The organism is Neobacillus sp. B24 (genome assembly GCF_055381825.1).
Genome location: NZ_AP035777.1, coordinates 4,177,862 through 4,193,220, shown reverse-complemented (window position 1 = coordinate 4,193,220; position 15,359 = coordinate 4,177,862). Strand labels below are relative to the sequence as shown.

Below are 15,359 nucleotides of genomic sequence, written 5' to 3'. Positions count from 1 at the left end.
TATTTTAATGTTATGTTTGTAGCGCACCCGTGCTACAACCGCACAGAACAGGTAATAAGATTTATGCTTGGCATAAACGCCTGTGGATGGCGAGTCTGAGTTAATAAGGAGGTGCAGTTCATGTACGCAATTATCGAAACTGGCGGTAAGCAACTTAAAGTCGAAGAAGGCCAAGCTATCTACATTGAAAAATTAGATGCTGAAGCTGGTGAAACAGTTACTTTTGACAAGGTTCTTTTCGTTGGCGGTGAAACTGTTAAGGTAGGAAGCCCTGTTGTTGCAGGCGCTACTGTTACAGCGAAAGTTGAAAAGCAAGGCCGTCAAAAGAAAATCATCGTTTTCAAGTACAAAGCGAAGAAAAACAACCGTAAGAAGCAAGGTCATCGTCAACCTTACACTAAAGTTGTCATCGAAAAAATCAACGCGTAAGGTGTTGACTCATAGATGATTAACATTACGATTAATCGTACGGAGTCCGATTCCATTCATTCGTTTATGATTAGTGGTCATGCTTTTTTTGCTGACCGGGGCAAGGATATCGTCTGTGCAGGCGCATCCGCTGTATCCGTCGGTGCCATCAATGCTGTGCATGCCTTAACAGGTGTGACGCCATTGATTGAACAAGGTGAAGGCTTTCTCCGCTGTGTCCTTCCGGAAAAACTTTCCGATGACATTAATGAGAAAGTACAACTTCTTCTTGAGGGTATGATTATTTCATTACAAACGATTGAAGAAGAATACGGGTCGCACATAAAAATAACCTTCAAAAAGCGGGAGGTGGACTAAATGTTATTAAAATTAGATCTTCAGTTGTTTGCATCTAAAAAGGGAGTAGGTTCTACTAAGAACGGACGTGACTCTATCTCAAAGCGCCTTGGCGCTAAGCGTGCAGACGGTCAATTCGTAACTGGCGGATCAATCCTTTACCGTCAACGCGGTACAAAGATTTATCCAGGTGAAAACGTTGGCCGTGGTGGTGACGATACTCTTTTTGCTAAAATCGACGGCGTTGTTAAATTTGAGCGCGTAGGTCGTGACCGCAAGAGAGTAAGTGTATATCCTGAAGCTCAAGAAGCTTAAAGTTATGCGAAAACTCTAACCGGAACGGTTAGGGTTTTCTTTTTAACCTTTGAAGGAAAAACTCTCCACTCTTCTCCTCAAGGCAATTTTCTTCATTTTCCCCCTTGTAAAACATAAAAATGCTTACTCACGGTTGTTTTTTTGATATACTATCAGCAAAACAGTTTTCCGATAATGAATTGGGAGAGTACGGTATGGAGAAAGAATGGAATATTATTGAGGTGCTTCGGCATTCTCGCCATGATTGGTTGAACAAGCTGCAACTTATCAAGGGCAACTTAGATTTAAACCGAATTGATCGTGCGAAAGCGGTCATTCATGAGATCATAATTGAGACACAGCATGAGACAAAACTGTCCAATTTATCATTGCCGAAGTTTGCGGCGCTTTTGTTAAAAACAAATTGGGAAAACTACTCTTTTCGGCTGGAATATGAGGTTTTTCAGGATTCGGTGTACATAAAAATAAATGACGAAAGTCTGACAGATTGGACGAAGTCCTTTTTCACCTGCCTAAATGAAGCCATTGAGGCATTTCAGGAAAACAATTTATCAATTACAATTGAACCGCAGACAAATGGAATTCGTTTCTTTTTTGATTTTCGCGGGATAATAATAAATAACAAACTGATAGAAAAATTCCTTACGACATCAACTATTCAGGTAGAAGTCAAGGAATTATCCGATAGCGAATTTTCCGTGGAAGTGTTCATGCCGGTGATTTAGCTACGGTTGTAAAAATATTTTATATCCGACTGGAGGATAAAGATGTTTGTCGATCAAGTTAAAATTTATGTTAAAGGTGGCGACGGCGGCAATGGGATGGTCGCGTTCCGCCGTGAAAAATATGTACCAAAGGGTGGTCCTGCAGGCGGTGATGGCGGCCGGGGAGCAGACGTTGTTTTTGAAGTGGAAGAAGGTCTGCGCACATTGATGGATTTCCGTTACCAGCGTCATTTCAAGGCACCTCGTGGAGAACATGGGATGTCCAAGGGACAGCATGGCCGTGGTTCAAAGGATATGATTGTCAAAGTGCCCCCTGGAACAGTTGTTATGGATGCGGAGACGAATGAGGTTATTGCCGATTTGGTAGAGCACGGCCAGCGGGCTATTATTGCCAAAGGCGGGCGCGGCGGACGTGGGAACACCCGATTTGCCACACCAGCAAATCCGGCACCGGAAATTGCCGAAAACGGTGAACCGGGCCAAGAACGTGATGTTATTTTGGAATTAAAGCTGTTGGCAGACGTGGGTCTGGTTGGATTCCCAAGCGTCGGGAAATCAACCCTATTGTCAGTTGTTTCTTCCGCCAAGCCGAAGATTGCTGAATATCACTTCACTACAATTGTCCCTAACTTGGGAATGGTTGAAACTGACGATGGCCGAAGCTTTGTCATGGCCGACCTTCCGGGTTTGATTGAAGGCGCCCATTCCGGTGTCGGATTGGGACACCAATTTTTACGTCATATTGAACGGACAAGGGTTATTGTTCACGTGATTGATATGGCTGCGATGGAGGGCCGTGATCCTTATGAGGATTACTTGACCATTAATCGCGAGTTAAAGGAATATAATTTGCGCTTGACCGAGCGTCCGCAAATTATCGTCGCCAACAAAATGGACATGCCGGAAGCAGAAGAAAATCTACAAAAGTTTAAAGAGCAGCTACAAGAAGATTATCCGATTTTTCCGATTTCTGCCATTACTCGTCAAGGCTTGCGGGAGCTGTTATTTGCTGTTGCCGATAAGATTGAGGAAACGCCGGAATTCCCACTGCAGCATGAAGAGGAAGAACTTGGGGTTAACAGGGTTCTTTATAAGCACGAGGCTGACCCTGATGCCTTTATCATTACTAGAGAACCGGATGGCTCGTTCGTCGTTTCCGGTGAAAAGATTGAAAGGCTGTTTAAGATGACCGATTTCTCAAGAGAAGAATCAGTCCGTCGTTTCTCTCGTCAACTGCGCGGATTTGGTGTCGATGACGCACTGCGGGCACGCGGGGCTAAAGATGGAGACATTGTGAAGTTATTGGAGTTTGAATTCGAGTTTATTGAATAAGAGGGGTCCCAAGAGGGAGAGATTGGGCATGGATAATTTTGATAAGAAATTTTATTTGGTTCGCGAAGATGTTTTGTCGGAGGCAATGAAGAAAACGATTGAAGCTAAGGACTTACTTGAAAGAGGCAAGGCTGAATCGATTGGGGATGCAGTGCAAAAGGTCGATTTAAGCCGAAGTGCCTTTTATAAATACAGAGATACCGTATTTGCCTTTTCCAGTGTTTCAAAAGAACGGATTATCTCATTGTTTTTCCATCTGGAGGACCGTTCCGGAACATTGTCAAAATTATTGGCTGTGGTTGCGGGATCCGGGTGTAACGTATTAACGATTCACCAGACAATCCCGCTTCAAGGCCGGGCAAATGTAACCCTTTCATTGAACACTGCGGGAATGACCCATGATATCAATGACCTGCTCTCAGAACTGAGAAAGCTTGAATTTGTTGAGAAGGTCGAAGTTCTGGGAACAGGTGCATAATTGACCTTTTGTCCTCATGAAAGCTCATGAGGACTAAATTATTAGATAATGAACTCATGGTGGCTTTATCATACGCCTTGAAGTCTGAAAAATGAAATTTTTCGAAAGGGAGAAGAGGAATTTTGAAAGTAGGATATTTAGGTCCAAAAGCGACATTTACAGAACTTGCGGTAAAAAAGGTTTTTACAAAGGCTGATCATCAGCCCTTTCAGACGATTCCCGAATGCATGGATGCCGTTGTCAATCAAGAAATAGATTTAGCGGTTGTTCCACTCGAAAATGCTTTGGAGGGTTCGGTAAACATCACATTAGATTATTTAACCCAGGAAGTCGATATTCCGATTGTGGGCGAAATTACCCTGCCGATCAAACAACATTTCATGGTTCATCCCGCAAATGCCGAGAATTGGCAGAACGTGACCAGAATTTATAGTCATTCTCACGCCATTGCCCAGTGCCATCGATTTTTACATAAGCAATTTAGAGGAGTGCCTTCAGAAAGCAAGTCATCGACAGCTGCAGCAGCAAAGATGGTGCAGGAAATGCCGGAAACCAACATTGCTGCGATTGCCAATGAATTGGCGGCCGAAGAGTATGGACTGATGATTGTAAAAAGGAATATTCATGACTTCGATTATAACCACACCCGTTTTGTTGTGTTGACAAAAAAGCAGGAACATTTACAGGAGTTTATCGGGGCTAATCATTATAAAACAACGTTGATGATAACCTTGCCTTCGGATCAAGCCGGTGCCCTTCATCAGGTGCTGTCGGCATTCTCATGGAGAAAATTGAATCTCTCTAAAATCGAGTCTCGGCCGATGAAAACAGGAATCGGAAACTACTTTTTCGTCATTGATATAGAAATGCAGCTCGATGAAGTCTTGATTCCAGGTGCGATTGCCGAAATGGAGGCATTGGGCTGCGGCGTTAAGGTACTTGGGAGCTATCCGAAGATTATGCTTGAATTAAATTAATATAAATAAGTTGATATTGGCAGTCCGCCCAAGAACTTGGTCTGTATGAGAGGCATTCATAATGCCCGTACGAGCGAAAAACAGGAGCCCTCGGTCACTATGAGCGGTTCATAATGCCCGTCCAAGCGAAAAACAGGAGCCCCCGGTCACTATGAGCGGTTCATAATGCCCGTCCGAGCGAAAAACAGGAGCCCCCGGTCACTATGAGCGGTTCATAATACCCGTCCAAGCGAAAAACAGGAGCCTCCGGTCACTATGAGTGGTTGATAATGCCTGTCCAATTAAAAAACAGGAGCCCCTGGTCACTATGAGCGGTTCATAATGCCCGACAGAGCGAAAAATAGGAGCCCTCGGTCACTATGAGCGGTTCATAATGCCCGTCCAAGCGAAAAACAGGAGCCTCCGGTCACTATGATTGGTTCATAATGCCCGTCCGAGTAAAAAACAATAGCGCTCGGTTACTATGAGCGGTTTATAATGCCCGTCCGAGCGAAAAACAGAAGCCCCCGATCACTATGAGCGCTTCATAATGCCCGCCCGAGCGAAAAACAGGAGCCCTCGGTCACTATGAGTGGTTGATAATGCCTGTCCGATTAAAAAACAGGAGCGCTCGGTCACTATGAGTGGTTGATAATGCCCGCCCGAGCGAAAAACAGGAGCCCCCGGTCACTATAGAAGTTCATTTGGGCTTCCATAGCTACAAAGCTTTAAGATTGAACAATTAGAAAGGAACCCATCACCTTGGGTTCCCCTTTATGAATCCACCAAATATCCTTCCGCCTTAAGCGCAGCTTCCGCTTTATTTAGAGCTTCCTCACTACCAGCTGAAACAGTATGTAGATGAATTCCACCCGTTAATTCCGATAAAAATGACGCTTTTGTATTCCGGATTTTTTCCATAAACGCTTTTACTTCCTGCCTGTTAGAAACCATGATTGAAGCGGTAAGGTCTCCATAAACGGCATGTTCAATCCGAACATCCTTCACCGTTACCCCATGGTCTACAAAGATAATTAATTCCTTTTCTGTATCCTCTGGCATATGACGGCAAGCAATGGTACGTTGTATTACTTGGGCAGAGCCCCCTTGCCTTAAATAAATATATCCTTGACTGGTCGCAATAATAGGTTCATTTTTTGCCTTGAGAAGGGTAATGTCGCCAACGATAACCTGCCGGCTTACGTTTGTTTTCTCTGCCAATTCACTGCCGGTAATAGGAGCAGAGGCTGATTTTAATAATTGTAAAATAAACTGTCTCCGCTCTTCCCCAAGAATCTTTTTTTGTTCCATAAAAACGCCCCTTACGATATGCATGATTACCAATTTTAACATACTGCCTGCCAAAATTAAATTCAGGGGCTACCCGTTCTGTAAGCTCTAATAGTGGTACAAACATAATTTTTGAAAAATTAGCATAAGTTTTTGTGAAGAATGATAGCACTTTGCCTATTTACACATACACTATATGGACTTATGCATAGGAGGGAAATCAGAGTGAAGATCCATATCGTACAGAAAGGGGATACTCTTTGGAAGATCGCCAAGAAGTACGGCGTGAATTTTGAAGAGCTGAAAAAGATGAATACACAGCTCAGCAACCCTGATATGATAATGCCCGGTATGAAAATAAAGGTTCCGACTTCTGGAGGATCCGTTAAAAAAGAAGGGCCTGTCAATCTTGGAGTAAAAAAAGAAGCGCCAATTAAAGAGATGCCGATTAAAGAAGTCCCAATTAAAGAGATGCCAGTAAAAGAAATGCCAGTAAAAGAAGTACCTAAAGTTCCTTACACTCCAAAAATGCCATTACAAGTAGCTCCGGAAATTGATATCAATAATTACTACATTACAAATATGCAAAAAATGGAAGTGAAGGAACAACCCAAAATGCCGATACTTCCTGCAAAAGAAATTCCAAAGAAAGAAGTCCCAATCAAAGAGGTTCCAATCAAAGAAGTCCCAATCAAAGAAATGCCAATTAAAGAGATGCCAATAAAAGAAACCCCAATGAAGGCAAACCCTGTTCCAGCTCCAGTTCCAGCCCCAGCCCCAGCACCAGTGGTAATGCCGGCACAGGATTATTGTGTTCCGGTTACGCCGGTTATGCCAGGCCCTGGGTTCTGTCCTCCATATGGCGGCTTCCCAGTCATGCCTGCCATGCCATATCAACAAGGAGCACCAATGGGGACAGGGATGATGCCAGGAGTGCCGCAAGGATTTGACCCAAGCATGGTAGCAGGAGCAGCCACAGGTGTACCGCCAATGACTGGGCCAGGGTATATGCCACACTATTATGGCGATGAATCTTCATCATTCATGCCGCAAATGCCGTTAATGGGGACTGGAAATCCAGGTGGTGTAATGGGGGCTTCGTATCAGCCAGGCTTCCAGCAGCCAATGCAAATGGACTCATCTGGATTCGGACAAATGCCAGGAGCATATGGGCAGATGCCTATGGGAACCGCACCAATGCAGGCAGGGTTTGAGCAATATTCTGCAGGTCAGACGCCAGGGGCTTATGGTCAGATGCCAGGAGCGTATGGTGTTCCAACAGGTTATGAGCAAATGCCAGCCGGGCAATATCCAGCAGGCTACAGCCAATTCCCAACAGGCCAGCCAGCAGGATTTGCAGGCCAAATGCCATCAGGATTCCAAGGCCAGATGCCAGAGGCTTACGGTCAACTTCCAGCCGGCTATGGTCAAATGCCAGATGCCTATTCCCAATACCCAACAGGTTATGGACAAATGCCAATGAACTATGGACAAATGCCAGGATTTACTCAAGGTCCGGCGAATGTAGGAACAATGCCAGCGGGAATGCCAATGCAAGGGACATATCCGATGGGATCGGATTTCGGCCAATCTATGCAGAACGTCCCTGGTACTGCAAATCCTCAAATGGGAAATCCTTATGGAACGGGAGCACCTTATGGAGCAACGCCTTACGGCTATCCGCAAATGGCGGGAGCACCAACTGCATTCCCGACTGTAGAAGCTGAAACACCAATGATGATGCCGGCTGGTGTTACTCAACCGCAAAGCTTGCCAGTTGGAACTGGTGCTCTAGAAGATTGTGGGTGTGGCGCACCATCACAGGCTCCAGCGCCTCAGCCAATAAACTTTGTGCCACCAACACCGCCAATTTACAGTGCACCTTTTAGTGCCGATCCAAATGTGGCCCAGCCGCCGTTTTTGAATCCGTATGGGATGGGGCCAATTGGAACCGATGCATTTGGGGATTCCGATGAGAGCAGCTAATACTAACAATATGAGAGACGATTCATACTTTGATCGTCTCTTCTCTTATTTCCAATCACAGTTTAAGGAAGAAATCATTAAATTTCAGCCGCTACGAGGTAATGTATTTTTTATAAAAACAAAGTCGGAATCGATGATTATTAAGGGATACAGGAAAAATCAAAAACTTAAACTCCAGGAGGCATTTACTGATACGCTTCGTAAAGAGGGGTTTTTGAAAACCTACAAGTACATCACTCCATCGCTACATTCACAGTTGTTTTTTGAAGGAACTTATTTTGGCTGCATCGAATATATTCCTCCAAATAAAACAGCTTTTTCTTTTCATTCACAAAAAAACCGCCAAGATGGTTTAGACCTGCTGGAACAGTTCCATTCTGCCACCAGTGCTTTTGAATCAAGATACCGAACGTTGCTTCCACAAGGTGACATTAATGGGAAATGGGTTGGCAGGCTTCAGCAATTCATCAATAATCTTCCGATTTTACGGTACTATATCGCGGAACCTTATCTATCAGAAATCATTTCCTGGGGACAATGGTCATTATCCAAAATTGATGGCAAGCTAAGGTTTGACGCTGAGCCAAAAGTAATTCTCCACGGGGATGTGGCCCATCATAACTTCATGCGTAATAATTCGGGTAAATTATTTTTGATTGATTTTGACTTGATTAATATTGGTCCTCCGGCCTATGATTATTTGCAATATGCAAACCGGATTCTTCCATATTTGGAATGGTCCAAGGGGCAGCTTTTCAGCCATTCCCAGTTGAAAAAATATCTTAACGATCACATTTTTTTAAGTGCCTTAGCCTATCCTGCCGATATTTATCGTGAGTGGAACCGTATTATTAGGGAAAATAAGGTTCAAGACCCTAAAAAACTAAAAGCAGTCATGGATTTGTCCATTGGCCAATTTTCCAGCAGGAAAAAGTTTGTTGAAACATTAAAGGAAACATTGGAATAATCATGTAGGTTTCCATTAGAATGAATTTCCCCCTAAATCACAACCTAATGATGAGCATGTAGAAATGCTCAAGTTAATGCGAGGGGGTTTTTCGCTTGAACAAGAAACGGTGGATGATTCCTTTATCAGTTCTGATGTTGGCTGGGGTCTCGGGGTGTGCTAACGACAAGGACACCTCAACTGCCAACAATTCCAATAACAATCCACTTGGATATTACTCAAATGAAAATCACCGAGCTACTAACAACGGTTTTCTGCGAGATAATGATGGCGGGATAACTGAAATGATGGACCATAATCTTGGCGATGAGGGCCGTCTTGACAATGAAAATAGAAGAAAAATGCTTCAGGAAAAAGATGAAAATGGTCATCCGAAAAATCCTACCACGCCACTGGCAAAGACAGACCGTAATTGGTTCCAGCGGGATAACCGCTTCAGTACTAGCGATGTGAATTATCACGGCCACTTAAATAAGGACATTGGCAATACAAATCAGGGTTCTGTTACCGACCCTGGTACACAAGAGAGAATAACTGATCAAATTAGACACAGAGTGCGAGACATTGATAATGTCCGGAGCATACGTTCCGTTTCCTATGGTAATATTGTCAGGGTGTCTGTAAAATTATACGACCAAGACAAGGCAGCGGAAACGAAACGAGCAATTAAAAATGCAGTGAGACCGCTTGCGAATGGACGTTCCGTTAAAGTCATTACCGATGAAGGTGCTCTTGGGCGGGACCGCAACATCAATAATGAGGTCCGCCAGCCAGAGCCAAATTAAGTAGGAAGGACAAAGTGATTCCGCTTTGTCCTTTTGCCATTTTTCCAACAAGGATAAAAAGGGAAAATAAGGCTAAACTAGTAGTGTAAAGCTTGTTCAATTCTTCCGAGGAAGAGGTGAGTAGCATGAGGTTCAATAGAAAAGCCATCATCGCTGTACCCGTTTTTCTTGCCATTTTAGCAAGTGAGACCATTTGGGGAACTCCAATAAAAGCCGCACCCCAGCAGGATCCAGAACCGCTGCACATGACAGTAATTTTGGAACGAAATTATCTTGACGGCGAAATCAGCCAGGAGGTTGTTCATGAGACATGCTGGTCAATGGAGAACTTTTGGGCCAAATATGACCAATGGCAGCTCATCAGCAGCGAAGAATCTACGTTTGTCTTTAAAAAACAGATGGACGATATTTCTCCTTTGTTAAAAGCAAACGGGTATTTCGGTCTGACGGAGGATGGCGTCTTGACCATCTTTAACGGACGGCCTGACCGCTCGCGGATTATCCAATCATTTTTTCAAATAGATGTTAAAAAGCTAGAAAGTAAAGCCCAGCAGGAACTGCTGCAAGGGATCCCGATTAAAACAAAGGACCGTTATGTAGAGGTTTTGCAAACCTTTCAGCCTTATTCGGTAAAAAGAGAATAATGAGAAATAAAATCAGACTGTTTTTACTGGAATCAGGCTGATTTTTTTTATTTTGAACAACTGTATCTAGTTTATTTGCGCATTTAAAGCTTTTATTTGCGGTTCCTCATTTTTATTTGCGAATTTGCCCACTTTATTTGTGATTTACACGACTTTATTTGCGAATCAACTTATGGATCAACAATTCTTCATTTCAATGTGAAATGTATGTTAGAATGAAATACGGTGCGACAACGCACCACTAGAGAAATCCTTAGCTGGATCACTTGGGAGAGAATGGGATTGTACGAATTTATTAAAGGTACCGTAGAATTTGTCGGACCGGAATATATTGTGCTGGAGAACAACGGGATTGGCTATCAAATTGCGACGCCAAATCCATTTGTTTATTCGAGCAAAATGGAAACGCTGGTTACTGTTTATACATACCACTATGTACGAGAAGATATCATGGCATTATATGGCTTCCAATCACGACAGGAAAAAATGCTATTTACAAAGCTCTTAAATGTCTCGGGTATCGGGCCAAAGGGAGCACTGGCTATACTTGCATCCGGAGAGGTTGGGCAGGTTGTTACTGCGATTGAAAATGAGGACGAAGCGTTCCTAGTCAAATTCCCTGGTGTCGGCAAGAAAACCGCAAGGCAGATGATTCTTGACTTAAAGGGCAAACTTGAGGCAGTTGTCCCTGATTATTTCCCTAATTTATTTAATGCCGACAAGCTGCCCATCCATAATAAGGCCGATAACGAGTCTCTTGAAGAAGCGATTCTGGCTCTTAAGGCATTGGGCTACTCTGATAAAGAGATTAAAAAGATTTCACCGGAATTGAGTAAAGAACAGCTGTCAACAGACCAATATATTAAAAAGGCCCTCCAGCGGCTTTTGAAATAGGGTGATGAGCGATGGAAGACCGGATTATTTCCAGTGAAGTAAACGAGAGTGAAATCGGGTTTGAACAAAGTCTCAGACCGCAAACGCTAAGGCAATATATCGGTCAGGAGCAGGTTAAAGGAAATTTGGATGTTTTTATTAAAGCGGCCAAACTCCGCGATGAAACATTGGACCACGTTCTCCTATACGGACCCCCTGGTTTGGGGAAAACGACACTTGCTGTTATCATTGCCAATGAAATGGGTGTTAACATTCGGACAACATCGGGGCCGGCGATTGAGCGGCCTGGTGACCTTGCCGCTATTCTTACGGCACTAGAGCCCGGCGATGTGTTATTTATTGATGAAATCCATCGCTTGCCAAAATCGATTGAAGAAGTATTGTACCCGGCCATGGAGGACTTTTGCCTTGATATCGTGATAGGCAAAGGGCCGACTGCAAGATCGGTCCGTCTAGATTTGCCACCGTTTACGTTGGTTGGGGCAACCACAAGGGCGGGAGCTTTATCAGCACCGCTCCGCGATCGATTTGGAGTTTTGGGCCGGCTCGAGTATTATAAAGAGGATGAATTGACAAGTATCGTTAAACGAACCTCTGAACTGTTTGAAACAGAAATTGATGACCAGTCGGCAGCGGAAATTGCCAGACGTGCCCGGGGGACCCCTAGGATTGCCAACCGCCTGCTTAGGAGGGTCCGGGATTTTGCTCAGGTGAAGGGCAATGGGGTGATTGATCTTACGCTCGCAAAAGAGGCACTGGAACTGCTTCAGGTTGACAGACTTGGTCTTGATCATATCGACCACAAGCTGTTAAAAGGAATCATCGAAAAATTCCGCGGTGGACCGGTTGGCCTTGATACTATTGCAGCATCAATAGGTGAAGAAGCGGAAACGATTGAAGATGTCTATGAACCATATCTTCTTCAAATTGGATTTCTGCAGCGAACGCCGCGCGGGAGGATCGTGACACCAAAAGTTTATCATCATTTTGGCATGGAGGTGCCAGCGCCGTGACAGGTCTATCCAAAGCGCTGATGATAATCGGTGGTGTGATCTTTCTAATTGGATTATTAATGCCGTTTTTACATCTCGGCAAGCTTCCTGGGGATATTGTCGTTAAAAAAGGAAATACTACTTTTTATTTCCCGCTTGTCACTTCCATTGTGGTAAGCATCATTTTGTCATTGATATTTTATGTTATTGGTTCAAAGCTGAAATAATAGAGTAAGGTGTGTTTTTTGTGAAAGTAGATTTGTTTGATTTTCGTTTGCCTGAAGAATTGATTGCTCAGGTTCCGCTAAAAACAAGAACCGACAGCAGATTAATGGTCTTGGATAAAAAAACAGGCGATATAAAACATGAAGTTTTTAAAAATATTACACAATATTTGCGTGAAGGGGACTGCCTTGTTTTAAATGATACCAAGGTACTTCCTGCACGCCTTTTTGGTGTGAAAAAGGATACGGGCGCCAAAGTAGAGGTGCTCCTTCTAAAGCAGACGGAAGGCGACAAATGGGAGACACTCGTAAAGCCCGCCAAACGCGTTAAAGAAGGTACGGAGATTGAATTTGGCGATGGTATCCTGAAGGCGGTTTGTACTGGAACTTCCGAGCATGGCGGCAGATTGTTAGATTTTACATATGAGGGAATATTCTATGAAGTCCTCGATCAGCTTGGGGAAATGCCTTTGCCGCCCTATATAAAAGAACAGCTTGAGGACAGGGACCGCTACCAGACGGTCTATGCCCGCGAACCTGGTTCAGCGGCAGCCCCAACAGCAGGCCTTCATTTTACGGAAGAACTGCTTCAAGAGATTAAAGCAAAAGGTGTTCATGTCACCTTCATTACCCTGCATGTCGGTTTAGGAACATTCAGACCAGTTAATGTCGATGATGTTGAAGGCCATGATATGCATTCCGAGTTTTATATGGTAACAGAAGGAACGGCAAAGCTGCTGAACGAAGTGAGAGAGAGCGGCGGCAGAATTATTACAGTGGGAACAACTTCAACCCGGACTCTAGAGACGATTGCTTCTGCTAATAATGGCCAATTTGTTGAAGGCAGCGGCTGGACAAGTATTTTTATATATCCCGGCTATGAATTCAAAGCCATTGATGGAATGATTACTAATTTCCACTTGCCAAAGTCGACTCTAATCATGCTGGTCAGTGCATTGGCCGGACGGGAACATATTTTACATGCCTACAACACTGCTGTTGAGGAACGGTACCGCTTTTTCAGCTTTGGCGATGCGATGTTTATCGTCTAGGATAAACAGATGGAAGGAGAAAAAATTTTGACTGCAATTCGCTATGAATTAATAAAAACATGTAAACAAACCGGGGCAAGGCTTGGCCGTGTCCACACCCCACATGGGTCATTTGATACTCCAGCGTTTATGCCAGTCGGCACTTTGGCGACTGTGAAAACAATGTCCCCCGAAGACCTGAAGGAAATGGGAGCAGGGATTATTCTAAGCAATACCTACCATTTATGGCTCCGTCCCGGTCATGAAATCGTTAAGGAAGCAGGCGGACTTCATAAATTTATGAACTGGGACCGGGCGATTTTGACTGACTCCGGCGGGTTTCAGGTGTTCAGTTTAAGTGAATTCCGGAAAATTGAGGAAGAGGGAGTTCATTTCCGCAACCATCTCAGCGGGGAAAAATTATTTTTATCACCTGAAAAGGCAATGGAAATTCAAAATGCCCTTGGCTCCGATATTATGATGGCCTTCGATGAATGTCCTCCATACCCGGCCTCATTTGAATATATGAAAAAATCGGTGGAGCGGACTTCACGATGGGCGGAACGCTGCTTGAAGGCCCATCAAAGACCGGAAGACCAGGGCTTGTTTGGAATCGTTCAGGGAGGCGAGTATGAGGAACTGCGCAAACAAAGTGCAAGCGACCTCGTTTCGCTTGATTTTCCTGGCTATGCCGTTGGCGGTTTATCGGTTGGGGAACCAAAGGACATCATGAACCGGGTGCTTGAATTCACAACACCGCTGTTGCCGTCGAATAAACCTCGCTATTTAATGGGGGTAGGATCACCTGACTCATTAATTGACGGGGCCATCCGCGGTATTGATATGTTTGACTGCGTCTTGCCGACAAGGATTGCCAGAAACGGTACCTTAATGACGAGTCAAGGCCGTCTGGTTGTAAAAAATGCACAATATGCCAGAGATTTTGGTCCGCTTGACCCTGAATGTGATTGCTACACATGCCGAAATTATAGCAGAGCCTATATTCGTCACCTAATTCGCTGTAATGAAACGTTTGGAATAAGATTAACATCTTACCATAATCTCTATTTTCTGTTAAGATTAATGGAGAAAGTCAGACAAGCCATTATGGAAGACAGGCTTGGAGATTTCCGCGAAGAATTTTTTGAGCAATATGGTTTTAATAAGCCAAATGCGAAGAATTTCTGATAGATGATTTTTGAAAGGAGGGAAACAAGGTGCAAGGAGCAAGTACACTCATTCCATTAATATTAATGTTTGTATTGTTTTATTTCTTATTGATTCGTCCCCAGCAGAAACGCCAAAAGGCGGTTCGGCAAATGCAAACCGATCTAAAAAAGGGTGACAAAGTCGTCACGATCGGCGGCTTGCATGGTTTTATTGACTCCATCGACGAAGAAAAAGTCGTGATCAAGTGTGGAGACGGCAGCCGTCTTACATACGACCGTTCGGCGATTCGTGAAGTAACAGAATCTGCCAAAACAGCCGAAGTTTAATTAGGTAATGAAAAGGAAGCCTGTTTAATAATAGGCTTCCTTTTCTATTATGCTGATCTGGTATTGTTATTTGCAATGTTAACCCCTAAAATACCACCCATCATGGCAATCAACGTATAGCAGGTATGATAGATCATTTGTTCAGCATCAAATAGGCGGTCGTAGCCTAGGTATTGAAATAAAAAGACAATCAACGAGTATACGAGGCCGGTTAACCCGCCAATCAGCCATCCTTTTTCCTTTCTCTTGCCACCGGATAGAAATCCGCCCCCAAATAGCCCAATAAAAGATAAGGCTGTGACAATATATTGAAGCGTCGACTCTTGGGTAGATGTAAACCTTAGAATAAAGGAAAAAATCAGGCTGCAGACCACTGCAAAGCCAAAGATGAAAATTAATCCATACAGTATTGCAGTACCAAAGCTTCTTGATTCGATTTTTCTCTCCCCCTTCCGCTCCCGATCGGCTTGACAAAAGTG

At 43.9% G+C, this 15,359-nt stretch carries 18 protein-coding genes, 1 pseudogene and 1 other annotated feature; of the genes and pseudogenes, 17 read left to right on the top strand and 2 right to left on the bottom strand.

The window, feature by feature from the left end; translation table 11 throughout:
* Positions 1 to 26: 26 nt before the first annotated feature.
* Positions 27 to 107, top strand: a sequence feature (ribosomal protein L21 leader region).
* Positions 108 to 120: 13 nt separating this feature from the next.
* From rplU to pheA, 7 genes are all read left to right on the top strand, one after another.
* Positions 121 to 429 carry a 50S ribosomal protein L21 gene (rplU, locus tag ACZ43M_RS20870; protein WP_464504430.1) on the top strand — a complete coding sequence of 103 codons (309 nt, stop codon included), beginning with the start codon at positions 121 to 123 and terminating at the stop codon, positions 427 to 429.
* A gap of 15 nt (positions 430 to 444) precedes the next feature.
* Positions 445 to 786 (top strand): ribosomal-processing cysteine protease Prp, encoded by a 342-nt coding sequence (locus ACZ43M_RS20865; protein WP_464504429.1) that lies wholly within the window; start codon positions 445 to 447, stop codon positions 784 to 786.
* Entirely contained in the window at positions 787 to 1,080 is a 294-nt protein-coding gene (gene rpmA / locus ACZ43M_RS20860; RefSeq protein ID WP_464504428.1) for a 50S ribosomal protein L27, read from the top strand. It abuts the gene before it with no gap.
* A 194-nt stretch (positions 1,081 to 1,274) separates the two neighbouring features.
* Positions 1,275 to 1,805 (top strand): Spo0B C-terminal domain-containing protein, encoded by a 531-nt coding sequence (locus ACZ43M_RS20855; RefSeq protein WP_464504427.1) that lies wholly within the window; start codon positions 1,275 to 1,277, stop codon positions 1,803 to 1,805.
* Between the two features lie 42 nt (positions 1,806 to 1,847).
* Complete coding sequence (gene obgE, locus ACZ43M_RS20850) at positions 1,848 to 3,137, top strand: GTPase ObgE (protein WP_464504426.1); 1,290 nt, start codon at positions 1,848 to 1,850, stop codon at positions 3,135 to 3,137.
* 28 nt (positions 3,138 to 3,165) lie between these two features.
* Entirely contained in the window at positions 3,166 to 3,615 is a 450-nt protein-coding gene (locus tag ACZ43M_RS20845; RefSeq protein ID WP_464504425.1) for an ACT domain-containing protein, read from the top strand.
* A gap of 122 nt (positions 3,616 to 3,737) precedes the next feature.
* Complete coding sequence (gene pheA / locus ACZ43M_RS20840; RefSeq protein ID WP_464504424.1) at positions 3,738 to 4,592, top strand: prephenate dehydratase; 855 nt, start codon at positions 3,738 to 3,740, stop codon at positions 4,590 to 4,592.
* Positions 4,593 to 5,345: 753 nt separating this feature from the next.
* Here pheA and ACZ43M_RS20835 read toward each other — a convergent pair.
* Positions 5,346 to 5,882 carry a 3H domain-containing protein gene (locus tag ACZ43M_RS20835; RefSeq protein WP_464504423.1) on the bottom strand — a complete coding sequence of 179 codons (537 nt, stop codon included), beginning with the start codon at positions 5,880 to 5,882 and terminating at the stop codon, positions 5,346 to 5,348.
* A 204-nt stretch (positions 5,883 to 6,086) separates the two neighbouring features.
* Between ACZ43M_RS20835 and safA the strand changes: the two are divergent.
* From safA to yajC, 10 genes and pseudogenes are all read left to right on the top strand, one after another.
* Positions 6,087 to 6,234, top strand: a pseudogene (gene safA, locus ACZ43M_RS20830) (SafA/ExsA family spore coat assembly protein); the annotation flags it as partial.
* Between the two features lie 1,581 nt (positions 6,235 to 7,815).
* Entirely contained in the window at positions 7,816 to 8,814 is a 999-nt protein-coding gene (locus ACZ43M_RS20825) for a phosphotransferase (protein ID WP_464508081.1), read from the top strand.
* A 95-nt stretch (positions 8,815 to 8,909) separates the two neighbouring features.
* Entirely contained in the window at positions 8,910 to 9,599 is a 690-nt protein-coding gene (locus ACZ43M_RS20820; RefSeq protein WP_464504422.1) for a YhcN/YlaJ family sporulation lipoprotein, read from the top strand.
* Positions 9,600 to 9,724: 125 nt separating this feature from the next.
* Positions 9,725 to 10,243: a BofC C-terminal domain-containing protein gene (locus ACZ43M_RS20815; RefSeq protein WP_464504421.1), complete on the top strand. Its 519-nt coding sequence runs from the start codon at positions 9,725 to 9,727 to the stop codon at positions 10,241 to 10,243.
* Between the two features lie 282 nt (positions 10,244 to 10,525).
* Positions 10,526 to 11,137 (top strand): Holliday junction branch migration protein RuvA, encoded by a 612-nt coding sequence (gene ruvA, locus ACZ43M_RS20810; protein ID WP_464504420.1) that lies wholly within the window; start codon positions 10,526 to 10,528, stop codon positions 11,135 to 11,137.
* Positions 11,138 to 11,148: 11 nt separating this feature from the next.
* Positions 11,149 to 12,150, top strand: coding sequence for a Holliday junction branch migration DNA helicase RuvB (gene ruvB, locus ACZ43M_RS20805; RefSeq protein ID WP_464504419.1), 1,002 nt, complete (start codon positions 11,149 to 11,151; stop codon positions 12,148 to 12,150).
* Entirely contained in the window at positions 12,147 to 12,356 is a 210-nt protein-coding gene (locus ACZ43M_RS20800) for a DUF2905 domain-containing protein (protein ID WP_464504418.1), read from the top strand. Before ruvB ends, ACZ43M_RS20800 begins: the two co-directional genes overlap by 4 nt.
* A gap of 20 nt (positions 12,357 to 12,376) precedes the next feature.
* Complete coding sequence (gene queA, locus ACZ43M_RS20795; RefSeq protein WP_464504417.1) at positions 12,377 to 13,405, top strand: tRNA preQ1(34) S-adenosylmethionine ribosyltransferase-isomerase QueA; 1,029 nt, start codon at positions 12,377 to 12,379, stop codon at positions 13,403 to 13,405.
* A 27-nt stretch (positions 13,406 to 13,432) separates the two neighbouring features.
* Positions 13,433 to 14,572, top strand: a complete 1,140-nt coding sequence (tgt, locus tag ACZ43M_RS20790) for a tRNA guanosine(34) transglycosylase Tgt (RefSeq protein ID WP_464504416.1) — start codon at positions 13,433 to 13,435, stop codon at positions 14,570 to 14,572.
* Positions 14,573 to 14,601: 29 nt separating this feature from the next.
* The gene (yajC, locus tag ACZ43M_RS20785; RefSeq protein WP_464504415.1) at positions 14,602 to 14,880 is read left to right on the top strand and encodes a preprotein translocase subunit YajC; all 279 of its coding nucleotides are present in this window, start codon (positions 14,602 to 14,604) and stop codon (positions 14,878 to 14,880) included.
* A 47-nt stretch (positions 14,881 to 14,927) separates the two neighbouring features.
* Here yajC and ACZ43M_RS20780 read toward each other — a convergent pair whose 3' ends face one another.
* Positions 14,928 to 15,287, bottom strand: coding sequence for a TIGR04086 family membrane protein (locus tag ACZ43M_RS20780; protein WP_464508080.1), 360 nt, complete (start codon positions 15,285 to 15,287; stop codon positions 14,928 to 14,930).
* Between the last annotated feature and the right edge of the window lie 72 nt (positions 15,288 to 15,359).